Below are 26,584 nucleotides of genomic sequence, written 5' to 3'. Positions count from 1 at the left end.
ATGATCCAACAAGAATCTCGTTTGAAAGTTGCTGACAACTCTGGTGCACGTGAACTTTTAACAATTAAAGTATTAGGCGGCTCTGGTCGTAAATATGCTAACATTGGTGATATTATCGTTGCTACGGTAAAACAAGCAACACCAGGTGGCGTTGTTAAAAAAGGTGACGTTGTTAAAGCAGTAGTAGTACGTACGAAGAGCGGAGCTCGTCGTCCGGACGGTTCTTACATCAAATTTGATGAAAACGCAGCGGTTATCATTAAAGACGATAAGAGCCCACGTGGTACTCGTATCTTCGGACCAGTAGCTCGTGAATTACGTGATAGCAACTTCATGAAGATCGTTTCTTTAGCTCCAGAAGTTCTATAATTTAAGGTATTGCCTTGCTAAGGAGGTGCAGAATTAAGATGCATGTAAAAAAAGGTGATAAAGTACAGGTAATCACTGGTAAAGACAAAGGAAAACAAGGCGTTATCCTTGTGGCTTTCCCAAAGCAAAACCGTGTTATCGTTGAGGGTGTCAATATCGTTAAGAAGCACTCTAAGCCATCTCAATTAAATCCACAAGGTGGAATTATTACTAAAGAAGCACCTATTCACGTTTCTAACGTTATGATTTTAGATCCGAAAACAGGTGAACCTACTCGTGTAGGCTTCAAAGTAGAAGATGGTAAAAAAGTTCGTATTGCAAAAAAATCTGGTGAATTATTAGATAAATAATTTTCTTAAGAAAGGAGGTCACTTCATTGAATCGCCTTAAAGAGAAGTTCCAAAAGGAAATTACTCCTGCTCTAGTGAGCAAGTTTAACTATAAATCTGTGATGGAAGTACCGAAAATCGAAAAGATCGTAATCAACACTGGTGTTGGTGACGCGGTATCTAACTCAAAAGCTTTAGACAATGCAGTAGAAGAATTAACACAAATCGCAGGTCAAAAACCTGTTGTAACTCGTGCTAAAAAATCAATCGCTGGTTTCCGTCTTCGTGAAGGTATGCCAATCGGTGCGAAAGTAACTTTACGCGGCGAGCAAATGTATGAGTTCTTCGACAAATTAGTGTCAGTTTCTTTACCACGTGTACGTGATTTCCGTGGTGTTTCTAAGAAATCATTCGATGGTCGTGGGAACTACACATTAGGTGTTAAAGAGCAACTTATCTTCCCTGAGATCGATTATGATAAAGTAAGCAAAGTCCGCGGTATGGACATCGTAATCGTTACTACAGCGAAAACTGATGAAGAAGCTCGTGAACTTTTAACACAATTCGGTATGCCATTCCAAAAATAATGGAAGCCAACGCTAAGTAGAGGAGGCGAAAACGTGGCTAAAAAATCTATGATAGCGAAACAAAAGCGTACTCCTAAGTTTAAAGTACAAGAGTATACACGTTGCGAACGCTGCGGTCGTCCGCATTCTGTATACCGCAAATTTAAACTTTGCCGTATTTGTTTCCGTGAACTTGCATATAAAGGTCAAATTCCTGGTGTTAAAAAAGCTAGTTGGTAAAACCCACAAATGGGAAGGAGGTAAAACACATGGTGATGACAGATCCAATTGCAGACATGCTTACTCGCATCCGTAATGCGAACATGGTACGTCATGAGAAATTAGAGGTTCCTGCTTCTAAAATCAAAAAAGAGATCGCTGAACTTTTAAAACGTGAAGGTTTCATTCGTGATGTAGAATACATCGAGGATAACAAACAAGGTATCCTTCGTATTTTCCTGAAATATGGTGCAAACAATGAACGTGTAATCACTGGATTAAAACGTATCAGTAAACCTGGCTTACGCGTTTACGCTAAAGCTGATGAAGTACCACGTGTACTTAACGGATTAGGTATCGCTCTTGTTTCTACATCTAAGGGAGTAATGACAGACAAAGATGCTCGTCAATTACAAACTGGTGGAGAAGTAGTAGCATACGTTTGGTAATATATATTTAAAACGAACGGAGGTGTGACCACATGTCTCGTATTGGTAAAAAGATTCTTGAAATCCCTGCAGGTGTTACTATTACAATTGCAGAAGACAATACTGTAACAGTAAAAGGCCCTAAAGGTGAATTAACTCGTAAATTCAATGCTGATATGTCTATCAAAATTGAAGAAAATACACTAACAGTTGAGCGTCCATCTGAACAGAAGGAACACCGTGCATTACACGGTACAACTCGTGCTTTAATCGGAAACATGGTTGAAGGTGTAACTACAGGTTTCGCACGCGGACTTGAATTAGTCGGTGTTGGTTACCGTGCTCAAAAACAAGGAGATAAACTTGTATTAAGCGTAGGTTATTCTCATCCAGTAGAAATGACTCCGGAAGCAGGTATCGAAGTTGAAGTACCTGCACCAACTAAAATCGTAATTAAAGGTATCGACAAGCAACGTGTTGGCGAATTTGCTGCTAACATCCGTGCTGTACGTGCTCCTGAGCCATATAAAGGTAAAGGTATTCGTTACGAAGGCGAAGTTGTTCGTCGTAAAGAAGGTAAAACTGCTAAGTAAACCCGTTAGGTGAGAGAAAGGAGTGACAAGAATGATCACTAAAGCTGATAAAAATGCGACTCGTAAGAAAAGACATGCACGTGTACGTGCTAAACTTACTGGTACTGCAGAACGTCCACGTTTAAACGTGTTCCGTTCTAACCAACATATTTACGCTCAAGTTATTGATGATGTGAATGGTGTAACGTTAGTAAGTGCATCTACTCTTGATAAAGACCTTGCTCTTAACGGTACTAGCAATACTGAAGCTGCTACGAAAGTTGGAGAATCAGTTGCTAAGCGTGCTGTAGAGAAAGGCGTTAAAGAAGTAGTATTCGATCGCGGTGGTTACTTATACCATGGCCGTGTTAAAGCTCTAGCTGAAGCTGCTCGTGAGGCTGGATTACAATTTTAATGGTCAAAGGAGGGAAAATTGATGCATCGCATTGACCCAAGTAAATTAGAACTTGAAGAACGTGTAGTTACGATAAATCGTGTCGCGAAAGTTGTTAAGGGTGGTCGTCGTTTCCGCTTTGCTGCACTAGTTGTAGTTGGCGATAAAAACGGTCATGTTGGATTCGGTACTGGTAAAGCACAAGAGGTACCAGACGCAATTCGCAAAGCTATCGAAGACGCTAAGAAAAACTTAATCGCTGTACCATTAGTTGGTACAACAATTCCACACACAATCAACGGTCATTTTGGAGCTGGTGAAGTATTCTTAAAACCTGCTGCTGAAGGTACTGGTGTTATTGCTGGTGGACCTGTTCGTGCGGTACTTGAATTAGCTGGTGTACAAGATATTCTTTCGAAATCTCTTGGTTCTAACACACCAATCAACATGATTCGCGCTACTGTGAACGGATTAAGCGAACTTAAGCGCGCTGAAGATGTTGCAAAATTACGCGGTAAATCTGTAGAAGAGCTACTAGGTTAAGGAGGGAAAACAAATGGCGAAAAAGTTAGAAATTACCCTCACTCGTAGTGTAATTGGTCGTCCACAAGATCAACGTGCGACGGTAGAAGCTTTAGGTCTTAAAAAGTTGAATTCAACTGTAGTTAAGGAAGAAACTCCTGCTATTCTTGGTATGATCAACAAAGTTTCTCACCTTATAACTGTAAAAGAAGCTTAAGGATAACTCATTAATATAAGGAGGTGCCTGGGAATGAAACTTCATGAATTAAAACCTGCAGAAGGTTCTCGTAAAGTACGTAACCGTGTCGGTCGTGGTATCGGTTCTGGTAACGGTAAAACTGCTGGTAAAGGTCATAAAGGACAAAACGCACGTTCTGGTGGCGGTGTTCGTCTTGGCTTCGAAGGTGGTCAAACTCCATTATTCCGTCGTTTACCAAAACGCGGCTTCACAAACATTAACCGTAAAGAGTTTACTATTGTAAACTTATCAACGTTAAATCGTTTTGAAGATGGTACAGAAGTAACACCTGAATTATTGCTGGAAACTGGCGTTATCAGCAAGTTAAACGACGGTGTTAAAATTCTTGCAAGCGGAGCAGTAGAGAAAAAATTAACTGTTAAAGCGCACAAGTTCTCTTCAAGTGCTAAAGAAGCAATTGAAGCAGCTGGCGGATCAGTTGAGGTGATCTAATGTTTCGTACAATCTCCAACTTTATGCGCGTTGCTGAGATAAGACGTAAAATATTATTCACTTTAGCGATGTTAATCGTATTCAGGATTGGCACGTTTATCCCAGTGCCATTTACAAATGGAGACGTACTGAAAGCACAAGATCAATTAAATGCCTTAGGTATCCTAAATACATTTGGCGGTGGCGCCTTGAAAAACTTCTCCATCTTCGCGATGGGAATCATGCCGTATATTACAGCATCCATCATCGTGCAATTATTGCAGATGGATGTTGTTCCTAAATTTTCGGAATGGTCGAAGCAAGGTGAAATGGGCCGTCGTAAACTAACGCAATTCACGCGTTACTTTACAATTGTTCTTGCGTTTATTCAGGGGTTTGGTATGTCAATCGGTTTTAACGGTATGGTAGGTGGGCAATTAATTTTGAATCCTGGTTGGAGCACTTATTTATACATTGCTACGGTACTGACTGCTGGTACTGCATTTTTAATGTGGTTAGGTGAACAGATTACAGCTAAAGGTGTAGGTAATGGTATTTCCATCCTTATCTTTGGTGGTATTGCCGCAGCGATCCCAAGTGTTATATCTCAAGTGTATCAACAACAGTTTCAAAATATCGGAGATCAATTGTTCATGAGTATCGTTAAAGTTGTATTGATCTTACTAGCTGTGCTAGCGGTTATTGTTGGTGTTATTTTCATTCAACAGGCTGTTAGAAAGATCCCAATTCAATATGCGAAGCGTGTAACAGGAGCGAATGGGAATCATGCTGGAGCACAAAACACTCATTTACCACTTAAGGTAAATAGTGCGGGTGTTATTCCAGTCATTTTTGCTGTTTCATTCTTAATTACACCTCCAACTATTGCACAGTTCTTCCCGAAACATGATGTATCGCAGTGGATTATTGCAAACTTTAACTATTCTCACCCAGTGGGAATGATCATATATGTTGCGCTCATTGTAGCCTTCACATATTTCTATGCATTTGTTCAGGTTAATCCAGAGCAAATGTCAGAGAATCTAAATAAGCAAGGTGGATATGTTCCAGGTATTCGTCCGGGTAAGAATACGGAACAATATTTAACAAAAATCTTGTATCGTTTGACCTTTGTAGGATCAATTTTCCTAGCAGCGATTGCAATCTTACCAGTTATCTTTACGAAATTGGGAAATCTTCCTCCATCTGCACAGATCGGTGGAACGAGTATGTTAATCGTTGTCGGCGTTGCTTTAGAAACAATGAAGCAGCTAGAAAGCCAACTGGTAAAACGCCATTACAAAGGGTTTATCAAGCAATGAGTAAGTGGGAAGGCTTGTCTTCCCTACATGCTCATGTACTGAGGGGGAACAAGGATGAACTTAATTTTAATGGGGCTTCCTGGTGCTGGTAAAGGTACACAAGCCGAACAGATTGTTGCCAAGTATAACATCCCTCACATCTCAACAGGAGATATGTTCCGTGCAGCTATGAAGGCTGAAACTGAAATGGGTTTACAAGCAAAATCTTTTATTGATAAAGGTGCTCTTGTTCCAGATGAAGTTACAATCGGAATCGTTCGTGAACGTTTAAGTCAAGAAGACTGTGTAAAAGGATTCTTATTAGATGGTTTCCCACGAACTGTTGCACAAGCATCAGCTCTTGAAGAGATTATGAAAGATCTTGGCAAAAAAATCGACTATGTTTTAAACATTAATGTGGATTCAGGGTTGTTATTAAAACGCCTTACAGGCCGTCGCATTTGTAAAGAGTGCGGTGCGACTTACCACTTAGAATTCAATCCACCAGCAAACGCTGATGTGTGCGATAAATGTGGTGGCGATTTATATCAACGCTCTGATGACAATGAAGAAACTGTAGCAAATCGTTTAGATGTAAATATTAAGCAAACAAAACCTTTGCTTGATTTCTATGAGGAGCTTGGTTACTTGCAAAGCATTAATGGTGAGCAAAACATCAATAAAGTATTTGCTGATATCGATGTTCTCATCGGAGGCTTAGCGTAATGATCATCTGCAAAACTCCTCGCGAGATAGAAATCATGCGAGAAGCTGGCAGGATCGTTGCTTTAACTCATCAAGAGTTGAAACAGCATATTACTCCAGGAATTACAACGAAAGAGCTCGATCAAATAGCGGAAAAGACGATTCAAAAATATGGTGCTACGCCATCTTTTAAAGGATACAACGGATTTCCGGGGAGCATATGTGCTTCTGTAAATGAAGAGCTTGTACACGGAATTCCAGGGAAGCGAAAGCTCGAAGAGGGCGATATCATCAGTATCGATATTGGTGCGAAATACAATGGGTACCATGGAGATTCTGCATGGACGTATCCAGTTGGAAACATTTCTGAATCTGTTCAAAAGCTACTTGATGTCACAGAAAAATCGTTGTATCTTGGTTTAGAACAAGTAAAACCAGGCGAAAGATTATCAAATATCTCACATGCGGTTCAAACCCATGCTGAAGAGAACGGATTCTCGATCGTTAGGGAGTATGTTGGTCACGGAATCGGGCAAGACTTACATGAGGACCCTCAAATCCCGCACTATGGTCCTCCAAATAGAGGCCCTAGATTAAAGCCGGGAATGGTCATCTGTGTTGAGCCGATGGTGAATCAAGGAAGACGATATGTAAAAACACTATCTGATGACTGGACAGTGGTAACGGTAGATGGTAAATGGTGTGCCCATTTTGAGCACACGATTGCTCTTACAGAAGCAGGATACGAAATCCTTACCACTTTATAAGTAGCTGGCTCTCCGGAATTTCAGAGCAGTGTAAAATGTTACTGATTTGAAGAAGGGAGAACTATTGAATGGCTAAAGATGATGTAATTGAAGTCGAAGGTACCGTTCTTGAAACGTTGCCAAATGCTATGTTCAAAGTAGAATTAGAGAATGGGCATGTCGTATTGGCTCACGTTTCTGGTAAAATCCGTATGAACTTCATTCGTATTTTACCAGGAGACAAAGTTACGGTAGAATTATCTCCGTACGATTTAAATCGTGGTCGTATTACGTACCGTTTTAAATAATATAGCACTCCGTAATCTTTAAGGAGGTTCGAGACATGAAAGTAAGACCGTCAGTTAAACCAATCTGCGAAAAATGTAAAGTTATTCGTAGACGTGGAAAAGTAATGGTTATTTGTGAAAACCCTAAACATAAACAAAAACAAGGTTAATCAGAAGGAGGTGCATTCAGAATGGCACGTATCGCAGGTGTAGATATTCCTCGAGACAAACGCGTTGTTATTTCTTTAACTTACGTATTCGGCATTGGTCGCACAACTGCTGAAAAAATTCTTACTGAAGCTGGTATTTCTTCAGAAACACGAGTTCGTGATTTAACGGAAGACGAACTAGGACGTATCCGTGATGTTATCGATAGCATTAAAGTTGAGGGAGACCTTCGTCGTGAAGTATCTCTTAACATTAAACGTCTAATGGAGATCGGTTCTTACCGTGGTCTTCGTCACCGTCGTGGTTTACCAGTTCGTGGTCAAAACTCTAAAAACAATGCTCGTACACGTAAAGGTCCACGTCGTACAGTAGCAAATAAAAAGAAATAATAAGTAAAGGAGGTTGAACTAACAATGGCACGTAAAACAAACACTCGTAAAAAACGTGTGAAAAAGAATATTGAAGCTGGTATAGCTCATATTCGTTCTACTTTCAACAACACAATCGTAACACTTACAGATACTCATGGTAACGCACTTTCTTGGTCTAGTGCTGGTGCACTTGGTTTCCGTGGATCTCGTAAGTCTACTCCATTCGCTGCGCAAATGGCTGCTGAAGCTGCTGCTAAAGTTGCAATGGAGCACGGTTTAAAAACTTTAGAGGTTACTGTTAAAGGTCCTGGTGCTGGTCGTGAAGCTGCAATTCGTGCTCTTCAAGCTGCAGGTCTAGAAGTAACAGCAATTAGAGATGTTACTCCAGTTCCTCATAATGGATGTCGTCCACCAAAACGTCGTCGTGTGTAATTTTTCTGTATAGAATTTTCCCTTTTGTCTATAATGGATATGATGCATTATCGAGAAATTTCGTACAGAAACATCGCTTGTTGTGCACAATCGGGAACTGCCTAAGGGGGACTTTCGGTTAATCAAAGGGGTATACCTTTGTTTAACCGGGGTTTCGACGTTTTGAAGGAGGGTTTAGTTAATGATTGAAATCGAAAAGCCGAAAATCGAAACGGTTGAACTTAACGAAGATGCTAAATATGGTAAATTCGTAATTGAACCGCTTGAGCGTGGATATGGTACTACTTTGGGTAACTCCTTACGTCGTATTCTTTTATCCTCACTCCCTGGTGCCGCTGTTACTGCTATCCAAATCGATGGCGTATTACATGAATTTTCAACAGTTGAGGGCGTAGTAGAAGACGTTACGACGATCATCTTAAACTTGAAAAAGTTAGCTCTTAAAATCTACTCTGAAGAAGAGAAGACGTTGGAAATTGATGTGCAGGGCGAAGGTATTGTCACAGCTGCTGATATTACTCACGATAGTGATGTAGAAATCTTAAATCCAGATTTACACATTGCAACGTTAGCAAAGGATGCGCATTTCCGCGTGCGTTTAACTGCAAAGCGTGGCCGTGGGTATACGCCAGCTGATGCAAATAAAAGCGAAGATCAACCAATAGGAGTAATTCCTATTGATTCTATTTATACTCCAGTATCACGTGTAACTTACCAAGTGGAAAAGACACGTGTCGGACAAGTGGCTAATTATGATAAGCTTACGCTTGATGTATGGACGGATGGAAGCATCGGGCCAAAAGAAGCTATCTCTTTAGGGGCCAAAATCTTAACTGAGCATTTAAATATCTTTGTTGGTTTAACTGATGAAGCACAAAATGCTGAGATTATGGTCGAGAAGGAAGAAGATCAAAAAGAGAAAGTTCTTGAGATGACTATCGAAGAACTAGATCTTTCTGTTCGTTCTTATAATTGCCTAAAACGTGCAGGAATTAATACTGTACAAGAGCTTGCGAACAAAACAGAAGAAGATATGATGAAAGTTCGTAACTTAGGACGTAAATCCTTAGAAGAAGTTAAACATAAACTTGAGGAATTAGGTTTAGGTTTACGTAAAGACGACTGAGGATTTAAACCCATCAACAAAGGAGGGAACTACGAATGGCATACAGAAAATTAGGCCGTACAAGTGCGCAACGTAAAGCTATGTTACGTGATTTAGCTACTGATTTAATTATCAACGAGCGCATCCAAACGACAGAAACTCGTGCAAAAGAACTTCGTTCTGTAGTGGAAAAAATGATCACTTTAGGTAAACGCGGAGATCTTCACGCTCGTCGTCAAGCAGCAGCTTTCATTCGCAATGAAGTTGCTAACGCTGAGACTGGTCAAGATGCACTTCAAAAATTATTCGCTGATGTAGCTCCACGCTATGCTGAGCGCCAAGGCGGATACACTCGTATTGCAAAAATTGGTCCACGTCGCGGAGACGCAGCACCAATGGTAATTATCGAGTTAGTATAATGATAATTAAAAGGGCAGGACAGTTCTTTTCAAGTAACTGGTCATGGCCCTTTTTTTTTAAATATAAAAAAGGCTAACTTGGCGAAGGAAAGGGTGCCTTGTATTGAAAAAAGAGAAACTTCGGACAGAAAATGTATCATTTCAATATCCTGGGGCAGCCTCGTATGCATTAAAAGATGTTTCGTTTTCCTTATATGAAGGAGAATGGGTATCTGTTATCGGACAAAATGGTTCAGGTAAATCTACACTTGCAAAATTATTGAATGGTTTGTTTTTGCCGGAATCAGGGACAATTACTGTAAATGATACAATGGTTTTATCAGAAGAAACGGTATGGGATGTTCGAAAACAAATTGGAATGGTATTTCAAAATCCAGATAATCAATTTGTTGGAACGACAGTACAAGATGACGTTGTATTTGGCTTAGAAAATATCGGAATGCCAAGGGAACAGATGGTAGAAAGATTAGAACAAGCCCTGCGACTTGTCCGTATGGAAGATTTTCTTAATGATGAGCCCCATTCGTTATCTGGTGGGCAAAAGCAGCGAGTTGCAATAGCAGGTGTTTTAGCACTTCAGCCATCTATTTTAATACTAGATGAAGCAACGTCAATGTTAGACCCTCAAGGGAGACGTGAAGTAGTAGAAACGGTTAGACAGCTTGTTAATCAAAAAGGTATTACCGTATTATCAATTACGCACGATTTAGAAGAAGCGGCACAGTCAGACCGTGTCATTATTTTAAACAAGGGAGAAATATTAGAGGAAGGGACCCCAAAGCAAATTTTCAAGTCCTCTCATATGCTCCAAGAAATTGGGTTAGATGTACCTTTTTCAGTAAAAATAGCAGAATTATTAAAAAGAAGTGAAATTCTTTTGCAAAATACGCATCTTACAATGGAAAGTTTGGTGAACGAACTTTGGAGATTACATTCCAAAAAGTAGAACATCGTTATCAATATAAAACTCCATTTGAAAGACGCGCGCTTTATGATGTAGACGTGTCGTTTCCAAGTGGAGGCTATTATGCCATTATCGGTCATACTGGTTCAGGTAAGTCGACGATGATTCAACATTTAAATGGTTTATTGCAGCCGACAAATGGTACGGTTCAAATTGGTGAACATTTAATTTCAGCAGGGAAGAAAGAGAAGAAGCTTAAGCCACTACGAAAAAAAGTAGGGGTTGTCTTTCAGTTCCCAGAACATCAGTTATTTGAAGAGACAGTGGAGAAAGATATTTGTTTTGGGCCTACTAATTTCGGTTTATCTGAAGAAGTGGCAAAGCAAAAGGCAAAAGATGCCATTCAGCTTGTTGGATTGGATATAGAGTTATTAGCACGTTCTCCGTTTGAATTAAGCGGTGGGCAAATGAGGCGTGTTGCAATAGCGGGCGTACTTGCGATGGAACCCGAAGTACTTGTATTAGATGAACCTACAGCGGGGCTTGATCCGAAAGGACAGCATGAGCTTATGGAGATGTTTTATAGTTTGCATAAGGAGCAGGGGCTTACAGTCATTCTTGTTACCCATAATATGGAGGATGCCGCTAAGTATGCAGATCAAATTGTGGTCATGCATAAAGGAACGGTCTTTTTGCAAGGAAGTGCAGAGGAAGTATTTTCACATGCTGATGAACTAGAACAAATTGGTGTGGACCTTCCGATGTCTTTAAAGTATAAACGTGCAATTGAAGAGAAGTTTGGTATTTCAATTCCAAAGGCTACCTTATCTTTAGAGGATCTTACTCATGAAGTTGTACAGGTGTTACGAAAAGGTGGTCATGAATCATGCAGCAGTTGATTATTGGGAGATACATTCCAGGTAAGTCACTCATTCATCAACTTGATCCTCGTACGAAGCTGTTGATTGTCTTTTTATATGTATTTGTTGTTTTCTTAGCAAATAATGCGATTTCATATGGATTTTTATTTTTATATGCACTCATTGCTTTATTTTTTGCAAAAGTGCCGATTCGTTATGTACTTTCGGGCTTAAAACCAATTTTATGGATTTTTCTTTTTACATTTTTCCTGCATATCTTCACAACTAAAGAAGGGGATGTACTATTCCAGCTTGGTTGGTTTTCAATACATGAAAAGGGATTAGAGCAAGGGATATACATTTCTATACGATTCTTTGTTATTATTTTAATGACGACATTATTAACGTTAACAACGACACCTATTGAGATTACAGATGGTTTGGAGACGTTATTAAAGCCGTTGAAGCGTATAAAGGTTCCTGTTCATGAAATCGCATTAATGATGTCTATTTCTCTTCGTTTTATTCCGACATTAATGGATGAAACGAGTAAAATTATGAAAGCACAAGCGTCACGTGGTATTGATTTTGCTGGAGGTCCGATAAAAGATAGGATGAAGGCAATTATTTCACTACTCGTTCCACTTTTTATTAGTGCTTTTAAGCGTGCTGAGGATTTAGCAATTGCGATGGAAGCACGTGGATATCGAAATGGTGAAGGACGAACTAAATTTAGGCAACTACGCTGGAAAATGAGCGATACAGTAACAATTATAAGTTTACTTTGTTTAGCTTGTATTTTAGTATGGTTGCGATTGTAATGGAGAACGGAAAGATGGAAAGAATAAAATGTACAGTTGCATATGATGGCATGCATTTTTGTGGTTACCAAATTCAACCACAGCATCGTACTGTTCAACAAGAAATAGAGAAGGCATTACAGAAATTGCATAAGGGTGAACTTGTTCGTGTTCAGGCATCAGGCAGAACGGATTCTACCGTTCATGCGAAAGGACAAGTCATACACTTTGATACACCTTTGTCTCTTGAAGAGTGGCAATGGAGTAATGCTTTAAACACAATGTTGCCAGATGATATTGTTATCAGGCAAGTAGAGAAGAAAACAGAAGAATTTCATGCACGTTACGGTGTTGAGAGAAAAGAATATCGTTATCGTGTATTATTATCAAAGACTGCGGATGTATTCCGTAGAAATTACGTATATCAATATCCATATCCGCTTGAAATAAACTCTATAAGAAAAGCGATTCCTTATTTTATTGGAACGCATGATTTCACTTCTTTTTGTTCGGCAAAAACTGACAAAAAAGATAAAGTGCGAACAATTTTTGAAATCGAGTTAATTGAGCAAGATGATGAATTAATTTTTCGTTTTGTAGGTAATGGATTTTTATATAATATGGTCAGAATTATTGTTGGTACGTTACTTAACGTAGGGCAAGGAAAGCTTGATCCTGATAGCATTCCAGAGATTTTAGCAAAACAAAATCGCCAGTTTGCTGGAAAGATGGCTCCAGGTCATGGACTTTACTTATGGCAAGTAAACTATAACAACTAATCCTGGTGTAACATTTGCTTGACATTAGAAACTCAAAAGTATATCATAACATATGGTATTGTTTCTAAAACCACGATTAGCCCCGGAAGGAAATCGTGTTTAAGATAAACAATAGATTTTTTCTATGGAAAAGATAACGAGGAGGGAAACACATGCGTACGACTTTTATGGCAAAAGCTAACGAAGTTGAGCGTAAATGGTATGTGGTTGATGCTGAAGGTCAAACTTTAGGTCGCCTATCTACTGAAGTAGCATCCATTTTACGTGGTAAAAACAAACCTACATTTACACCACACGTTGACACGGGTGATCATGTAATTATTATTAACGCTGAGAAAATTCATTTAACAGGTAATAAATTAAACGATAAAATTTACTACCGTCACACTAACCACCCAGGTGGACTTAAGCAAAGAACAGCTCTAGAAATGCGTACAAACTACCCTGTACAAATGTTAGAGCTTGCAATTAAAGGGATGCTTCCAAAAGGACGTTTAGGACGTCAAGTATCTAAGAAATTAAACGTGTATGCTGGAGCAGAGCATCCACACCAAGCACAAAAACCAGAAGTTTACGAACTTCGCGGATAATTAATTAAAGGAGGGCTTACTTTGGCACAGGTTCAATACTATGGCACTGGACGTCGTAAGAGTTCAGTAGCGCGCGTACGCCTAGTTCCAGGCGAAGGACGCGTTATCATTAACGGTCGTGATTTTGAAAACTATATCCCATTTGCTGCATTACGTGAAGTAGTTAAACAACCTCTAGTTGCAACAGAAACTTTAGGTAACTACGATGTACTTGTAAACGTAAATGGTGGTGGATACACTGGTCAAGCTGGTGCTATTCGTCACGGTATTTCTCGCGCTTTATTAAAAGCTGATCCAGAATACCGTCTAACACTAAAACGTGCAGGTCTATTAACTCGTGACGCACGTATGAAAGAGCGTAAAAAATACGGTCTTAAAGGCGCACGTCGTGCACCTCAGTTCTCAAAACGTTAATTTTTGCGAACTACAAACCTCAACCATTTTGGTTGGGGTTTTTTTATATTTAATTCCTCTTATTTATTTTTGAGGTTTGGAATATTTTAGTGCTACCGTCCCGCGTATGCTTCTTCTTTAGAAGTTTAGACTAATACGTATTAGGGAGGTTTTATAAGTACTATGAATGTCATTGTCAGCTTAAAAGAAAAACAAAAAGAAAAGCAATTAAAATACGAGCGGAAGATGCTACGAGAATTATCATTAAAAACGTTGCGTTCAAATATTCGTGATGCCTTTCACATGCAAGAGCTTCATCGTCAGTATGAAGATTACTGTATTGAACTAGGAATAGAATCTTATTTATTAGGAGCGAGATACAGTAAGTTTGGTTATTATGGCGAATCGTTCTTTGATGTGAAATATAGGGCTTTAGAAGAAGAGCAACAATTAACGGAAACACTATTTCAATTTTTAACGAGTATGACTATACGAGAAATTAAGTTAAAAGATGAGGAATTACTTTTTGAATCTTGTCAGCAGTTTATCGGATTGTGGTGGCAGGAAGGATATGAAAAAGGTGAAAGAAGATATCGTTTAAAGCTACATTAAGACAAGCATAAACTTTCCTCTTGTCCCATATAAGTAATTAGAGGGACTAGCTGGAGGAGGAAAGGTATGAAGAGAATTCGAATTATCTCTTTTGCGCTCGCTGCGGTTGTTTTGTTTTTTTTAGTCAAACAAGAATTTCAAATTACAAAATCGTGGCGAGCGTGGAATTTACCCTTATCAGGGAAAGTAATTGTATTAGACGCAGGGCATGGTGGACCAGACGGAGGAGCTGTTGGTGGAAAGGATATTATAGAAAAAGACATAACTCTTGAAATTACAAAAAAAGTGCAAGATTATTTGCAAGAGCAAGGTGCATTAGTTATTTTGACACGTGAAGGAGATTATGATTTAGCTAACAAAGATACAAAGTCGTACAGTAGACGTAAAGCAGAGGATTTAAGAAGACGTGTGGAGATTATTAATAAGCCAGATGTCGATTTCTTTGCAAGTATTCATTTAAATGCATTAACTAGTAGTGGTTCTAAAGGAGCACAAACGTTCTACTACCGTTCTTTAACTGAAAATGAACGTGCTGCGAAGTTTATACAAGCTGAATTGAGAACGAGTTTAGAAAATACGAACCGTTCTGCTAAAACGATTTCTCATGTGTATTTATTAAAGTATGCGAAAACACCAGGCGCTTTAATTGAAGCTGGATTTTTATCGAATGTGAACGAAAGGTATATGTTAAATTCGGAAAAATATCAGCAAAAGGTAGCGGCTGCCGTATATCGAGGTATATTACGTTATTTCACGGAAAAAGGAAATCCTCCAGAATAAGGGGGATTTTTTGAGTTTCTCTCGTTAACGAAGTTTTCGGAAAATATGTTATACTGAAAATGTAAACGCATTTATTTCAAGGATAAAGAGAGATAAATTCAATTAACATTACGTTATTTTTCATACAGGGGGCTGGGCTAATTATGGTAACGAAAGAGCAAGTAGTGGAAGCGTTAGAAGGGATTGTAGATCCGTTTTTACATAAAACGTTAAAAGAAACAAATGCAATTAAAGAGGTAACAGTCAAGCCGGAGAAGGAACATGTGAGTGTTAAAATTGCAATTGTAAAAACAGGTACTGCGGAACAAATGCAGTTGCAGTCGGGCATCGTAAAGTTAGTGAAGGAACTTGGGGCAGCAACAGTTGGACTTCGTTTTGCAGAATTTACAGAAGAGGAATCAGCTCAGTTTGTACCACCGCAAGAAGAAGAGCAAATTGAATCTTTATTGTCACCGAATTCAAAAACGACATTTTTAGCAGTTGCGAGTGGAAAAGGTGGAGTGGGAAAATCAACAGTCTCCGTTAACCTTGCCATTGCTTTAGCTCGTCTAGGGAAAAAAGTTGGTATCATTGATGCGGATATTTACGGTTTTAGTGTACCTGATATGATGGGGATAGAAAAACGTCCTATTGTAAGAGGAGATAAAATAATCCCAGTGGAGCGTCTAGGTGTAAAAGTAATCTCAATGGGATTCTTTGTGGAAGATAATGCACCGGTTATTTGGAGAGGACCTATGCTTGGGAAAATGTTAAATCATTTCTTCACAGAAGTAGAATGGGGTGATTTAGATTACTTAGTATTAGATTTACCGCCAGGTACAGGTGATGTTGCGCTAGACTTGCATTCCATGTTGCCGGCTTGTAAAGAGATTATAGTAACGACGCCTCATCCAACAGCGGCATTTGTAGCAGCGCGTGCTGGAGCGATGGCTTTGCGCACTGAACACAGTATTCTTGGTGTCGTTGAAAATATGGCGTATTTTGAAAGTAAAGTAACTGGTGAGAAGGAGTATGTATTTGGAAGAGGTGGAGGAGATAAATTAGCTGCCGAATTACAAACAGATGTAATAGGCCGCATTCCACTTCAACAACCTGATTGGAATAAAGAAGACTTCGCTCCTTCAGTATATGAAGATACGCATACAACGGGGATTATTTATCGCACGATAGCTGAAACAGTAATTGATAAAACAGCTGTCGCGCAAAAATAAAATAATAATGAGTGGACGATATATATTGTCCACTCACTATTATAGTTATTATTTTTTACTGTTGTTCCTTACTCCCGCTTTGGGAGCCACCTTCGCCACCTGCATCTTTTTTATCAGAGCCACCTTTTTCAGCCTTTTGCACACCTTTACTAATAATATCAATCATCTTAGCTTGGAAGAGTGGGCTTTCAGTAGTTTCTGTTAGTACTTGTTGTAAATATTGACGGTATTCTTTACTCTTCATTGTTTGCAACATCATTTTTTCTACTTCAGGGTTTTTCATGATCTCTATAACGCCTGCTTGGTATTCAGGGTCTTTTAGTAAGGTTTTCATTAAATTTGTTTGTTCTTTCCCCATACTTTTAGCGAATTTCGATGAGAACTCAGGGTCTTTAAAGAGCTTTTCCCAGAATTGCTGCCCTTTGTCGGATACCATTGCATCTTCAATCGTTTTCTTTACTACTGTTTCATCTAGTATGAGTGCTTGTTTCATTTTTTCATCAGTTAATACATCTTGAATGGCCTTCTTACCTTGATCAGTTTTTAAAATATCAACAATCATTTTCTTTGTTTGATCGTAATCTAATTCGGATTTCGTTTCTTTTCCTTGTGCACATGCTACAAGTGCAATAAGTAGAAAAGAAGAAACGAAAACGAGTAGTATCCGTTTCATAAGTTGGAACTCCTTTCAACACAGTTCTCTCTTTTTAATATAAATATCTTTAAGGAATTTATACATGAACATGGCTAGCTTTTTGAAATTGTCATTGATACAATTTAATTAGAAATATAAGGATAATGGGGGATGTGTTGTGAATAGCCGCAAGTGGGTACGACTATTTTTAACGACGTTGTTTCTTGGTGGAGTCAGCACGGTTATTATTGGGTTTGTTTTGGAGTGGGACAAGTACGATAAATTTTTTCAAAATTTCGACGCAAAGGAGATTCTAGCAGTTTCTTTCTGGTTGATGGGTGTAGGGTTTATTTTTAGTGTTATAAGTCAAATGGGGTTCTTTGCCTATTTAACGATTCATCGTTTTGGACTAGGTATGTTCCGATCGTCATCTTTATGGAATGTAGTCCAGCTCTTCTTTATTGCATTCGTTTTATTCGATTTTGTGTATTTAAGATCTGTACTCATTGCAAATGGAGAAGTTTCATTAGGGAATAACATACTTGTTGCTGGAATATTATTTGTGTTTGGAGCGATTGTTGCTTATATAAAAAGTAAAGAAACAAATAAAAAAGCATTTGTGCCTGCCCTGTTCTTTATGGTTGTTGTAACAATTCTTGAATGGGTGCCAGCACTAAGGATTAATGATACAGATTGGTTATATTTAATGGTTATACCACTTTTATTATGTAATGCATATCAGTTACTTATATTACATCGTTTAATCGGAAAAACGAGTAAAGCTGCTTAATTGAAAAGTACTTTTGAATTTTTACGCAGCGATAGTTATACTACAAGAAATAGTGAGATGGAAATAGCTCTATTACCTTTCGATAAGGTAATAGAGCTATTTATGTGTAAAGGGTAGCAGAAAAGAAACTACTTCACATCTTCACTTTTCGTACTTGTGTTGGAAATGAGTTGTGATACGGATATTTGTTGATATCCGTCACTCTTTAACTTTTGTAGAAGTAGCGGTAAAGCTTTATTTGTTTGAAGAGCAGAATCAGATGCGTGTAATAAGACAATATCTCCACCCTTCAAATTATTAGAGACAGTGGAAACGATAGTATTTACACCTGGATTTTTCCAATCATTTGAATTATTACTCCAATGAACGACAGTGTATCCGAGCGATTCTGCGATTTTAAGAGTTGCTTTGTTGAATTCACCACTAGGTGGACGCAATAGCTTGACTTGTTTTACGCCAAGTTTCGTAAAAACATCTTGGGCTCGTAAAAGATCTCTTCTTATTTCATTTGGCTCTAGAGAAGTGTAAGACGTGTAATTATAACCCATACTACCGATTTCATGTCCATCTTTCATGATACGTTCGACGATATCGGGGTGTCTTTCGGCCCATGCAGCAGAAAGGAAGAAGGTTGCATTCTTAATTTCTCTTTCTTTGAGTGTCTCAAGGATTGGAATCGCTTTTTTGTCTCCCCAACTAATATCAAACGTGAACGCAACTTGTTTTTTAGCGGTATCTCCTTTGTAAATTACCTTAGGACCTGTAGCAGTTGAAAAAGCAGATTCATGTGAATATGTTTTTAAAAAGAGTAGCCATGCTGTAAATAAGGAAAGTATCACTATTAAGCTAATGTGTTTAAAAGTTCTTTTGCTCGTAATAAAAAAGAAAAACATAATATTACGCCCCTTTGTCCAATCCTTTTCAGTTACATATATGCTTTAAATATAAAAAAGAGAACAAGGGATTAATATCGTAAGTGGTGGATATAATGAATGATAGGATTTTGATGATTTGTTTTTGATAAGTAAAAATGAGCGGAACTTGTATTGCTCTGTAAGGAATGATTGAGGTGATGATTTGCTTGGGCTTATGTTGACGAAAGAAGAGAAAAAAGAAATGGAATACATATTGAAGAGAGAGTTAGAGGAACTTTTATTTGATTTTGAAGATGAGCGTATTCATGAGGTTGTAAAAAAAGCGATGGAAGAAAGATATAAAATCATTTTTTGTTTATTTCGAAGAGTTGCTAACGCAGAAGAATGTATTCGTTATGTAAGAAAAAGAATTTTTTATTAAAAAGTGTTGACGTTAATGATTAGTATATGGTAAATTAATAAACGTCGCTGATGCGGAAACGCAGAAAACGACAAAAAAGAAATTGAAAAACTTAGTTGACATCGAAAAACGAAGATGTTAACATAAGGAAGTCGCAAATGAGCGACCAAGTAGTTCTTTGAAAACTGAACGAAACAAACAACGTGAAACGTCAATTTTTATTTTTAGATGCTAGACAAACTAACTTTATTGGAGAGTTTGATCCTGGCTCAGGATGAACGCTGGCGGCGTGCCTAATACATGCAAGTCGAGCGAATGGATTGAGAGCTTGCTCTCAAGAAGTTAGCGGCGGACGGGTGAGTAACACGTGGGTAACCTGCCCATAAGACTGGGATAACTCCGGGAAACCGGGGCTAATACCGGATAATATTTTGAACTGCATGGTTCGAAATTGAAAGGCGGCTTCGGCTGTCACTTATGGATGGACCCGCGTCGCATTAGCTAGTTGGTGAGGTAACGGCTCACCAAGGCAACGATGCGTAGCCGACCTGAGAGGGTGATCGGCCACACTGGGACTGAGACACGGCCCAGACTCCTACGGGAGGCAGCAGTAGGGAATCTTCCGCAATGGACGAAAGTCTGACGGAGCAACGCCGCGTGAGTGATGAAGGCTTTCGGGTCGTAAAACTCTGTTGTTAGGGAAGAACAAGTGCTAGTTGAATAAGCTGGCACCTTGACGGTACCTAACCAGAAAGCCACGGCTAACTACGTGCCAGCAGCCGCGGTAATACGTAGGTGGCAAGCGTTATCCGGAATTATTGGGCGTAAAGCGCGCGCAGGTGGTTTCTTAAGTCTGATGTGAAAGCCCACGGCTCAACCGTGGAGGGTCATTGGAAACTGGGAGACTTGAGTGCAGAAGAGGAAAGTGGAATTCCATGTGTAGCGGTGAAATGCGTAGAGATATGGAGGAACACCAGTGGCGAAGGCGACTTTCTGGTCTGTAACTGACACTGAGGCGCGAAAGCGTGGGGAGCAAACAGGATTAGATACCCTGGTAGTCCACGCCGTAAACGATGAGTGCTAAGTGTTAGAGGGTTTCCGCCCTTTAGTGCTGAAGTTAACGCATTAAGCACTCCGCCTGGGGAGTACGGCCGCAAGGCTGAAACTCAAAGGAATTGACGGGGGCCCGCACAAGCGGTGGAGCATGTGGTTTAATTCGAAGCAACGCGAAGAACCTTACCAGGTCTTGACATCCTCTGAAAACCCTAGAGATAGGGCTTCTCCTTCGGGAGCAGAGTGACAGGTGGTGCATGGTTGTCGTCAGCTCGTGTCGTGAGATGTTGGGTTAAGTCCCGCAACGAGCGCAACCCTTGATCTTAGTTGCCATCATTAAGTTGGGCACTCTAAGGTGACTGCCGGTGACAAACCGGAGGAAGGTGGGGATGACGTCAAATCATCATGCCCCTTATGACCTGGGCTACACACGTGCTACAATGGACGGTACAAAGAGCTGCAAGACCGCGAGGTGGAGCTAATCTCATAAAACCGTTCTCAGTTCGGATTGTAGGCTGCAACTCGCCTACATGAAGCTGGAATCGCTAGTAATCGCGGATCAGCATGCCGCGGTGAATACGTTCCCGGGCCTTGTACACACCGCCCGTCACACCACGAGAGTTTGTAACACCCGAAGTCGGTGGGGTAACCTTTATGGAGCCAGCCGCCTAAGGTGGGACAGATGATTGGGGTGAAGTCGTAACAAGGTAGCCGTATCGGAAGGTGCGGCTGGATCACCTCCTTTCTATGGAGAATTGATGAACGCTGTTCATCAATATAAGTTTCCGTGTTTCGTTTTGTTCAGTTTTGAGAGAACTATCTCTCATATATAAATGTATGTTCTTTGAAAACTAGATAACAGTGTAGCTCATATTTTTTTAATTTTAGTTTGGTTAAGTTAGAAAGGGCGCACGGTGGATGCCTTGACACTAGGAGTCGATGAAGGACGGGACTAACGCCGATATGCTTCGGGGAGCTGTAAGTAAGCTTTGATCCGAAGATTTCCGAATGGGGAAACCCACTATACGTAATGGTATGGTATCCTTACCTGAATACATAGGGTATGGAAGACAGACCCAGGGAACTGAAACATCTAAGTACCTGGAGGAAGAGAAAGCAAATGCGATTTCCTGAGTAGCGGCGAGCGAAACGGAATCTAGCCCAAACCAAGAGGCTTGCCTCTTGGGGTTGTAGGACATTCTATACGGAGTTACAAAGGAACGAGGTAGACGAAGCGACCTGGAAAGGTCCGTCGTAGAGGGTAACAACCCCGTAGTCGAAACTTCGTTCTCTCTTGAATGTATCCTGAGTACGGCGGAACACGTGAAATTCCGTCGGAATCTGGGAGGACCATCTCCCAAGGCTAAATACTCCCTAGTGATCGATAGTGAACCAGTACCGTGAGGGAAAGGTGAAAAGCACCCCGGAAGGGGAGTGAAAGAGATCCTGAAACCGTGTGCCTACAAATAGTCAGAGCCCGTTAATGGGTGATGGCGTGCCTTTTGTAGAATGAACCGGCGAGTTACGATCCCGTGCGAGGTTAAGTTGAAGAGACGGAGCCGCAGCGAAAGCGAGTCTGAATAGGGCGTTTAGTACGTGGTCGTAGACCCGAAACCAGGTGATCTACCCATGTCCAGGGTGAAGTTCAGGTAACACTGAATGGAGGCCCGAACCCACGCACGTTGAAAAGTGCGGGGATGAGGTGTGGGTAGCGGAGAAATTCCAATCGAACCTGGAGATAGCTGGTTCTCCCCGAAATAGCTTTAGGGCTAGCCTTAAGTGTAAGAGTCTTGGAGGTAGAGCACTGATTGAACTAGGGGTCCTCATCGGATTACCGAATTCAGTCAAACTCCGAATGCCAATGACTTATCCTTAGGAGTCAGACTGCGAGTGATAAGATCCGTAGTCAAGAGGGAAACAGCCCAGATCGCCAGCTAAGGTCCCAAAGTGTGTATTAAGTGGAAAAGGATGTGGAGTTGCTTAGACAACTAGGATGTTGGCTTAGAAGCAGCCACCATTTAAAGAGTGCGTAATAGCTCACTAGTCGAGTGACTCTGCGCCGAAAATGTACCGGGGCTAAATACACCACCGAAGCTGCGAATTGATACCAATGGTATCAGTGGTAGGGGAGCGTTCTAAGTGCAGTGAAGTCAGACCGGAAGGACTGGTGGAGCGCTTAGAAGTGAGAATGCCGGTATGAGTAGCGAAAGACGGGTGAGAATCCCGTCCACCGAATGCCTAAGGTTTCCTGAGGAAGGCTCGTCCGCTCAGGGTTAGTCAGGACCTAAGCCGAGGCCGACAGGCGTAGGCGATGGACAACAGGTTGATATTCCTGTACCACCTCTTTATCGTTTGAGCAATGGAGGGACGCAGAAGGATAGAAGAAGCGTGCGATTGGTTGTGCACGTCCAAGCAGTTAGGCTGATAAGTAGGCAAATCCGCTTATCGTGAAGGCTGAGCTGTGATGGGGAAGCTCCTTATGGAGCGAAGTCTTTGATTCCCCGCTGCCAAGAAAAGCTTCTAGCGAGATAAAAGGTGCCTGTACCGCAAACCGACACAGGTAGGCGAGGAGAGAATCCTAAGGTGTGCGAGAGAACTCTGGTTAAGGAACTCGGCAAAATGACCCCGTAACTTCGGGAGAAGGGGTGCTTTCTTAACGGAAAGCCGCAGTGAATAGGCCCAAGCGACTGTTTAGCAAAAACACAGGTCTCTGCGAAGCCGTAAGGCGAAGTATAGGGGCTGACACCTGCCCGGTGCTGGAAGGTTAAGGAGAGGGGTTAGCGTAAGCGAAGCTCTGAACTGAAGCCCCAGTAAACGGCGGCCGTAACTATAACGGTCCTAAGGTAGCGAAATTCCTTGTCGGGTAAGTTCCGACCCGCACGAAAGGTGTAACGATTTGGGCACTGTCTCAACCAGAGACTCGGTGAAATTATAGTACCTGTGAAGATGCAGGTTACCCGCGACAGGACGGAAAGACCCCGTGGAGCTTTACTGTAGCCTGATATTGAATTTTGGTACAGTTTGTACAGGATAGGCGGGAGCCATTGAAACCGGAGCGCTAGCTTCGGTGGAGGCGCTGGTGGGATACCGCCCTGACTGTATTGAAATTCTAACCTACGGGTCTTATCGACCCGGGAGACAGTGTCAGGTGGGCAGTTTGACTGGGGCGGTCGCCTCCTAAAGTGTAACGGAGGCGCCCAAAGGTTCCCTCAGAATGGTTGGAAATCATTCGTAGAGTGCAAAGGCATAAGGGAGCTTGACTGCGAGACCTACAAGTCGAGCAGGGACGAAAGTCGGGCTTAGTGATCCGGTGGTTCCGCATGGAAGGGCCATCGCTCAACGGATAAAAGCTACCCCGGGGATAACAGGCTTATCTCCCCCAAGAGTCCACATCGACGGGGAGGTTTGGCACCTCGATGTCGGCTCATCGCATCCTGGGGCTGTAGTCGGTCCCAAGGGTTGGGCTGTTCGCCCATTAAAGCGGTACGCGAGCTGGGTTCAGAACGTCGTGAGACAGTTCGGTCCCTATCCGTCGTGGGCGTAGGAAATTTGAGAGGAGCTGTCCTTAGTACGAGAGGACCGGGATGGACGCACCGCTGGTGTACCAGTTGTTCTGCCAAGGGCATAGCTGGGTAGCTATGTGCGGAAGGGATAAGTGCTGAAAGCATCTAAGCATGAAGCCCCCCTCAAGATGAGATTTCCCATAGCGTAAGCTAGTAAGATCCCTGAAAGATGATCAGGTTGATAGGTTCGAGGTGGAAGCATGGTGACATGTGGAGCTGACGAATACTAATAGATCGAGGACTTAACCATATAATATGTAGCAAATGTTATCTAGTTTTGAAGGAATATATATTTAAAATTCCTTTTGACATTCTGAAAAGAATGTGTATAATGATAAAAGTCTGGTAATGATGGCAGAGAGGTCACACCCGTTCCCATACCGAACACGGAAGTTAAGCTCTCTAGCGCCGATGGTAGTTGGGACCTTGTCCCTGTGAGAGTAGGACGTTGCCAGGCTTGTATTATTCCGCAGTAGCTCAGCGGTAGAGCTATCGGCTGTTAACCGATCGGTCGTAGGTTCGATTCCTACCTGCGGAGCCATTATGCTTCCATAGCTCAGCTGGTAGAGTACTTCCATGGTAAGGAAGAGGTCACCGGTTCAACCCCGGTTGGAAGCTTGGAAAAAGTTTTTAAATTTTTGGCCCGTTGGTCAAGTGGTTAAGACACCGCCCTTTCACGGCGGTAACACGGGTTCGAATCCCGTACGGGTCACCACTTTTGGAGGATTAGCTCAGCTGGGAGAGCACCTGCCTTACAAGCAGGGGGTCGGCGGTTCGATCCCGTCATCCTCCACCATATATGTTTAAATGTCGGAGGGGTAGCGAAGTGGCTAAACGCGGCGGACTGTAAATCCGCTCCTTCGGGTTCGGCAGTTCGAATCTGCCCCCCTCCACCATTTTCTTTAAAATAACCTGAGAGGGTTTATTTTTTTGAGAAGATAAGCATACTAGTAAATATTAATGGGCTATAGCCAAGCGGTAAGGCAACGGACTTTGACTCCGTCATGCGCTGGTTCGAATCCAGCTAGCCCAGCCATTTACGAGCCATTAGCTCAGTTGGTAGAGCATCTGACTTTTAATCAGAGGGTCGAAGGTTCGAATCCTTCATGGCTCACCATTTTCGCGGAAGTAGTTCAGTGGTAGAATACAACCTTGCCAAGGTTGGGGTCGCGGGTTCGAATCCCGTCTTCCGCTTTATTACTACGGGGCCTTAGCTCAGCTGGGAGAGCGCCTGCCTTGCACGCAGGAGGTCAGCGGTTCGATCCCGCTAGGCTCCATATAAATAGAGAAAGTGTACATCATATGATGTACGCTTTTTTTGTGTTTAAAAAGACAACTTTCATATTTGTCGTTTAAAATGAAGAAAACGTAAAAATAAAGGATGGGGGATAATTGTGAAAGTTGTCATTGCATCTGATTCATACAAAGAAAGTCTAAAGGCTATAGAAGTATGTGAAGCTATTGAAAGAGGTTTTGGAGCAATTTTTCCTAAAGCAGAGTATGTAAAAATACCAATTGGAGATGGTGGGGAAGGAACTGTTGATTCACTTGTTGATGCCACAGGAGGAAGCGTTGTATCACTTTATGTGACAGGACCGCTTAGAGAAGGCGTACAAGCTTTTTATGGCATTTCTACAGATAAAAAGACAGCGTTTATTGAAATGGCATCGGCATCTGGACTACAACACGTACCGGTTGAAAAGCGAAATCCATTCATTACAACGTCAAAAGGGACAGGAGAGCTTATATTACATGCGCTAGACCAAGGAGTTAAGCATATTATTTTGGGGCTTGGAGGAAGCGCTACAAATGATGGTGGAGCAGGTATGTTATCGGCTTTAGGAGTAAGGTTTATAGATGAAAAGGGTGAAGCAATAGATCCATCTGGAGGAACATTACATTCGATTGTCACGATTGATTTTTCACGAATGGATTCACGCCTAAAGGAGATAACGATAGAAGCGGCGTGTGATGTAAATAATCCATTAGTCGGAATGAGAGGGGCATCTTTCGTGTTTGGTGCTCAAAAGGGTGGGGATGTAGAGATGCTGAAAAGGCTAGATGAGAATTTAAAGCATTATGCGACTATTCTTAAACGATATGTATCTTTGGATGTATCTGAAATACCTGGTGCAGGAGCGGCAGGAGGTATGGGAGCAGCTGTTATTGCAGTGTTAAAGGGGAGCTTACGAAAGGGTATTGAAATTGTATTGGATCATACAAATTTTGATAAGCATATAGAAGATGCGGATTTAATTATAACTGGTGAAGGTAGAATAGATGAACAAACAGCATATGGAAAGGCTCCTGTTGGTGTCGCGGGGCGAGCGAAACGTCTTCATATTCCTGTGATTGCTATAGGAGGATCGGTATCTCCAAATTATCCAGTTGTTTACGAAAAGGGAATCGATGCAGTATTTAGTATTACGCCTTTTCCAATGGCACTAGACGAGGCATATAAGATGGCAAAAGAGAATATTGAAATGACAGCAAGAAATATTGCAGCAGTATGGAAAATTGCATCGAAAAAACACTTCTAAATGTAGAAGTGTTTTTTATTATTATCTAATAATAATGATAGCAGTTGTTTCATTAAGTTAACTTTATACATAAAATGGTCTTAAGATTTGGATTTCAACATAAATATAAGTGAATAAATTGTATATCCATACAGAAAAATGTCGAGTTGAGTCAGAGTATATAAAAGATTTAAAATATTTAGTGAAGGCATAAAAGG

Annotated in this window: 33 protein-coding genes, 9 tRNA genes and 3 rRNA genes; 43 read left to right on the top strand and 2 right to left on the bottom strand. The window is 41.1% G+C overall.

Annotated features, from left to right (window positions below; genetic code table 11):
• The 28 genes from rplN (at position 1) to A6J74_RS16150 (ending at position 16,532) form a co-directional block, all read left to right on the top strand.
• The gene (gene rplN, locus A6J74_RS16285; RefSeq protein ID WP_000615912.1) at positions 1 to 369 is read left to right on the top strand and encodes a 50S ribosomal protein L14; all 369 of its coding nucleotides are present in this window, start codon (positions 1 to 3) and stop codon (positions 367 to 369) included.
• Positions 370 to 407: 38 nt separating this feature from the next.
• Entirely contained in the window at positions 408 to 719 is a 312-nt protein-coding gene (gene rplX, locus A6J74_RS16280) for a 50S ribosomal protein L24 (RefSeq protein ID WP_000558200.1), read from the top strand.
• A 26-nt stretch (positions 720 to 745) separates the two neighbouring features.
• Positions 746 to 1,285, top strand: coding sequence for a 50S ribosomal protein L5 (gene rplE, locus A6J74_RS16275; RefSeq protein WP_001080829.1), 540 nt, complete (start codon positions 746 to 748; stop codon positions 1,283 to 1,285).
• A 33-nt stretch (positions 1,286 to 1,318) separates the two neighbouring features.
• Entirely contained in the window at positions 1,319 to 1,504 is a 186-nt protein-coding gene (gene rpsN, locus A6J74_RS16270) for a 30S ribosomal protein S14 (protein WP_001085700.1), read from the top strand.
• A gap of 29 nt (positions 1,505 to 1,533) precedes the next feature.
• Complete coding sequence (rpsH, locus tag A6J74_RS16265) at positions 1,534 to 1,932, top strand: 30S ribosomal protein S8 (protein ID WP_000245511.1); 399 nt, start codon at positions 1,534 to 1,536, stop codon at positions 1,930 to 1,932.
• Positions 1,933 to 1,964: 32 nt separating this feature from the next.
• Positions 1,965 to 2,504, top strand: a complete 540-nt coding sequence (rplF, locus tag A6J74_RS16260) for a 50S ribosomal protein L6 (RefSeq protein ID WP_000086552.1) — start codon at positions 1,965 to 1,967, stop codon at positions 2,502 to 2,504.
• A 31-nt stretch (positions 2,505 to 2,535) separates the two neighbouring features.
• Complete coding sequence (gene rplR, locus A6J74_RS16255; RefSeq protein ID WP_000628818.1) at positions 2,536 to 2,898, top strand: 50S ribosomal protein L18; 363 nt, start codon at positions 2,536 to 2,538, stop codon at positions 2,896 to 2,898.
• Between the two features lie 21 nt (positions 2,899 to 2,919).
• Positions 2,920 to 3,420, top strand: a complete 501-nt coding sequence (gene rpsE / locus A6J74_RS16250) for a 30S ribosomal protein S5 (RefSeq protein ID WP_000554646.1) — start codon at positions 2,920 to 2,922, stop codon at positions 3,418 to 3,420.
• A gap of 13 nt (positions 3,421 to 3,433) precedes the next feature.
• Entirely contained in the window at positions 3,434 to 3,616 is a 183-nt protein-coding gene (gene rpmD, locus A6J74_RS16245; protein ID WP_001085231.1) for a 50S ribosomal protein L30, read from the top strand.
• 33 nt (positions 3,617 to 3,649) lie between these two features.
• Entirely contained in the window at positions 3,650 to 4,090 is a 441-nt protein-coding gene (gene rplO / locus A6J74_RS16240) for a 50S ribosomal protein L15 (RefSeq protein WP_000766083.1), read from the top strand.
• Positions 4,090 to 5,391, top strand: a complete 1,302-nt coding sequence (secY, locus tag A6J74_RS16235; RefSeq protein ID WP_000490120.1) for a preprotein translocase subunit SecY — start codon at positions 4,090 to 4,092, stop codon at positions 5,389 to 5,391. Before rplO ends, secY begins: the two co-directional genes overlap by 1 nt.
• Before the next feature lie 54 nt (positions 5,392 to 5,445).
• Entirely contained in the window at positions 5,446 to 6,096 is a 651-nt protein-coding gene (locus tag A6J74_RS16230) for an adenylate kinase (RefSeq protein WP_001048991.1), read from the top strand.
• Positions 6,096 to 6,842 carry a type I methionyl aminopeptidase gene (map, locus tag A6J74_RS16225; RefSeq protein WP_000582534.1) on the top strand — a complete coding sequence of 249 codons (747 nt, stop codon included), beginning with the start codon at positions 6,096 to 6,098 and terminating at the stop codon, positions 6,840 to 6,842. The genes A6J74_RS16230 and map overlap by 1 nt, the downstream gene beginning before the upstream one ends.
• A gap of 68 nt (positions 6,843 to 6,910) precedes the next feature.
• The gene (gene infA / locus A6J74_RS16220) at positions 6,911 to 7,129 is read left to right on the top strand and encodes a translation initiation factor IF-1 (RefSeq protein WP_001029884.1); all 219 of its coding nucleotides are present in this window, start codon (positions 6,911 to 6,913) and stop codon (positions 7,127 to 7,129) included.
• A 35-nt stretch (positions 7,130 to 7,164) separates the two neighbouring features.
• On the top strand, positions 7,165 to 7,278 hold the full coding sequence (gene rpmJ, locus A6J74_RS16215; RefSeq protein ID WP_000868344.1) for a 50S ribosomal protein L36: 114 nt from the start codon (positions 7,165 to 7,167) through the stop codon (positions 7,276 to 7,278).
• A 21-nt stretch (positions 7,279 to 7,299) separates the two neighbouring features.
• The gene (gene rpsM / locus A6J74_RS16210) at positions 7,300 to 7,665 is read left to right on the top strand and encodes a 30S ribosomal protein S13 (protein WP_000090793.1); all 366 of its coding nucleotides are present in this window, start codon (positions 7,300 to 7,302) and stop codon (positions 7,663 to 7,665) included.
• A gap of 24 nt (positions 7,666 to 7,689) precedes the next feature.
• On the top strand, positions 7,690 to 8,079 hold the full coding sequence (gene rpsK / locus A6J74_RS16205) for a 30S ribosomal protein S11 (protein ID WP_000101797.1): 390 nt from the start codon (positions 7,690 to 7,692) through the stop codon (positions 8,077 to 8,079).
• Positions 8,080 to 8,260: 181 nt separating this feature from the next.
• Entirely contained in the window at positions 8,261 to 9,205 is a 945-nt protein-coding gene (locus A6J74_RS16200) for a DNA-directed RNA polymerase subunit alpha (protein ID WP_000569643.1), read from the top strand.
• A 35-nt stretch (positions 9,206 to 9,240) separates the two neighbouring features.
• Positions 9,241 to 9,603, top strand: a complete 363-nt coding sequence (rplQ, locus tag A6J74_RS16195) for a 50S ribosomal protein L17 (protein WP_000331490.1) — start codon at positions 9,241 to 9,243, stop codon at positions 9,601 to 9,603.
• Positions 9,604 to 9,706: 103 nt separating this feature from the next.
• Positions 9,707 to 10,549, top strand: a complete 843-nt coding sequence (locus A6J74_RS16190; RefSeq protein WP_000711788.1) for an energy-coupling factor ABC transporter ATP-binding protein — start codon at positions 9,707 to 9,709, stop codon at positions 10,547 to 10,549.
• A complete protein-coding gene (locus A6J74_RS16185; RefSeq protein WP_000406524.1) occupies positions 10,525 to 11,406 on the top strand; it encodes an energy-coupling factor ABC transporter ATP-binding protein in 882 nt (293 codons plus the stop codon). The genes A6J74_RS16190 and A6J74_RS16185 overlap by 25 nt, the downstream gene beginning before the upstream one ends.
• Positions 11,394 to 12,188, top strand: a complete 795-nt coding sequence (locus A6J74_RS16180; RefSeq protein ID WP_001186520.1) for an energy-coupling factor transporter transmembrane component T family protein — start codon at positions 11,394 to 11,396, stop codon at positions 12,186 to 12,188. Before A6J74_RS16185 ends, A6J74_RS16180 begins: the two co-directional genes overlap by 13 nt.
• A 14-nt stretch (positions 12,189 to 12,202) precedes the next feature.
• Positions 12,203 to 12,946: a tRNA pseudouridine(38-40) synthase TruA gene (gene truA / locus A6J74_RS16175; RefSeq protein WP_000439681.1), complete on the top strand. Its 744-nt coding sequence runs from the start codon at positions 12,203 to 12,205 to the stop codon at positions 12,944 to 12,946.
• Positions 12,947 to 13,098: 152 nt separating this feature from the next.
• Positions 13,099 to 13,536, top strand: coding sequence for a 50S ribosomal protein L13 (gene rplM / locus A6J74_RS16170; RefSeq protein ID WP_001260795.1), 438 nt, complete (start codon positions 13,099 to 13,101; stop codon positions 13,534 to 13,536).
• Between the two features lie 21 nt (positions 13,537 to 13,557).
• Positions 13,558 to 13,950: a 30S ribosomal protein S9 gene (rpsI, locus tag A6J74_RS16165; protein WP_000079986.1), complete on the top strand. Its 393-nt coding sequence runs from the start codon at positions 13,558 to 13,560 to the stop codon at positions 13,948 to 13,950.
• Between the two features lie 162 nt (positions 13,951 to 14,112).
• Positions 14,113 to 14,541 (top strand): DUF2521 family protein, encoded by a 429-nt coding sequence (locus tag A6J74_RS16160; RefSeq protein ID WP_001101000.1) that lies wholly within the window; start codon positions 14,113 to 14,115, stop codon positions 14,539 to 14,541.
• A gap of 66 nt (positions 14,542 to 14,607) precedes the next feature.
• Entirely contained in the window at positions 14,608 to 15,321 is a 714-nt protein-coding gene (gene cwlD / locus A6J74_RS16155; RefSeq protein ID WP_000822443.1) for an N-acetylmuramoyl-L-alanine amidase CwlD, read from the top strand.
• A 143-nt stretch (positions 15,322 to 15,464) separates the two neighbouring features.
• Entirely contained in the window at positions 15,465 to 16,532 is a 1,068-nt protein-coding gene (locus A6J74_RS16150; protein WP_000256621.1) for an Mrp/NBP35 family ATP-binding protein, read from the top strand.
• A 55-nt stretch (positions 16,533 to 16,587) separates the two neighbouring features.
• On the opposite strand, the gene gerD is transcribed toward A6J74_RS16150, so the two are convergent.
• On the bottom strand, positions 16,588 to 17,205 hold the full coding sequence (gene gerD / locus A6J74_RS16145) for a spore germination lipoprotein GerD (protein ID WP_000821768.1): 618 nt from the start codon (positions 17,203 to 17,205) through the stop codon (positions 16,588 to 16,590).
• A 139-nt stretch (positions 17,206 to 17,344) separates the two neighbouring features.
• On the opposite strand from gerD, the gene kbaA reads away from it, so the two are divergent.
• The gene (gene kbaA / locus A6J74_RS16140) at positions 17,345 to 17,956 is read left to right on the top strand and encodes a KinB signaling pathway activation protein KbaA (RefSeq protein WP_001088535.1); all 612 of its coding nucleotides are present in this window, start codon (positions 17,345 to 17,347) and stop codon (positions 17,954 to 17,956) included.
• Between the two features lie 128 nt (positions 17,957 to 18,084).
• On the opposite strand, the gene pdaB is transcribed toward kbaA, so the two are convergent.
• On the bottom strand, positions 18,085 to 18,849 hold the full coding sequence (gene pdaB / locus A6J74_RS16135) for a polysaccharide deacetylase family sporulation protein PdaB (protein WP_000464721.1): 765 nt from the start codon (positions 18,847 to 18,849) through the stop codon (positions 18,085 to 18,087).
• A 184-nt stretch (positions 18,850 to 19,033) separates the two neighbouring features.
• On the opposite strand from pdaB, the gene A6J74_RS16130 reads away from it, so the two are divergent.
• The 14 genes from A6J74_RS16130 to A6J74_RS16060 all read left to right on the top strand — a co-directional run bounded on the left by A6J74_RS16130 (position 19,034) and on the right by A6J74_RS16060 (position 26,387).
• Positions 19,034 to 19,252, top strand: coding sequence for a hypothetical protein (locus A6J74_RS16130; protein ID WP_000901142.1), 219 nt, complete (start codon positions 19,034 to 19,036; stop codon positions 19,250 to 19,252).
• 225 nt (positions 19,253 to 19,477) lie between these two features.
• Positions 19,478 to 21,029: ribosomal RNA gene (locus A6J74_RS16120) — 16S ribosomal RNA — on the top strand.
• Positions 21,030 to 21,175: 146 nt separating this feature from the next.
• Positions 21,176 to 24,097, top strand: a 23S ribosomal RNA gene (locus A6J74_RS16115).
• Positions 24,098 to 24,188: 91 nt separating this feature from the next.
• Positions 24,189 to 24,304 (top strand): 5S ribosomal RNA (gene rrf, locus A6J74_RS16110).
• Together the 16S, 23S and 5S rRNA genes with 9 tRNA genes alongside form the textbook arrangement of a ribosomal RNA operon.
• A 9-nt stretch (positions 24,305 to 24,313) precedes the next feature.
• Positions 24,314 to 24,388, top strand: a tRNA-Asn gene (locus tag A6J74_RS16105).
• A 4-nt stretch (positions 24,389 to 24,392) separates the two neighbouring features.
• A tRNA-Thr gene (locus A6J74_RS16100) sits at positions 24,393 to 24,465 on the top strand.
• Positions 24,466 to 24,487: 22 nt separating this feature from the next.
• Positions 24,488 to 24,562: transfer RNA gene (locus tag A6J74_RS16095), tRNA-Glu, on the top strand.
• Between the two features lie 5 nt (positions 24,563 to 24,567).
• A tRNA-Val gene (locus A6J74_RS16090) sits at positions 24,568 to 24,643 on the top strand.
• Between the two features lie 16 nt (positions 24,644 to 24,659).
• Positions 24,660 to 24,743 (top strand) — tRNA-Tyr (locus A6J74_RS16085).
• Positions 24,744 to 24,808: 65 nt separating this feature from the next.
• Positions 24,809 to 24,883, top strand: a tRNA-Gln gene (locus tag A6J74_RS16080).
• Positions 24,884 to 24,888: 5 nt separating this feature from the next.
• Positions 24,889 to 24,964: transfer RNA gene (locus A6J74_RS16075), tRNA-Lys, on the top strand.
• Between the two features lie 5 nt (positions 24,965 to 24,969).
• Positions 24,970 to 25,041: transfer RNA gene (locus tag A6J74_RS16070), tRNA-Gly, on the top strand.
• 10 nt (positions 25,042 to 25,051) lie between these two features.
• A tRNA-Ala gene (locus tag A6J74_RS16065) sits at positions 25,052 to 25,124 on the top strand.
• A 117-nt stretch (positions 25,125 to 25,241) separates the two neighbouring features.
• Positions 25,242 to 26,387 carry a glycerate kinase gene (locus A6J74_RS16060; protein ID WP_000869568.1) on the top strand — a complete coding sequence of 382 codons (1,146 nt, stop codon included), beginning with the start codon at positions 25,242 to 25,244 and terminating at the stop codon, positions 26,385 to 26,387.
• The last annotated feature ends 197 nt before the right edge of the window (positions 26,388 to 26,584 follow it).

Source organism: Bacillus sp. FDAARGOS_235 (assembly GCF_002073415.2).
GTDB lineage: Bacteria > Bacillota > Bacilli > Bacillales > Bacillaceae_G > Bacillus_A > Bacillus_A toyonensis.
This window is presented reverse-complemented; position numbering and strand designations above follow the sequence as displayed.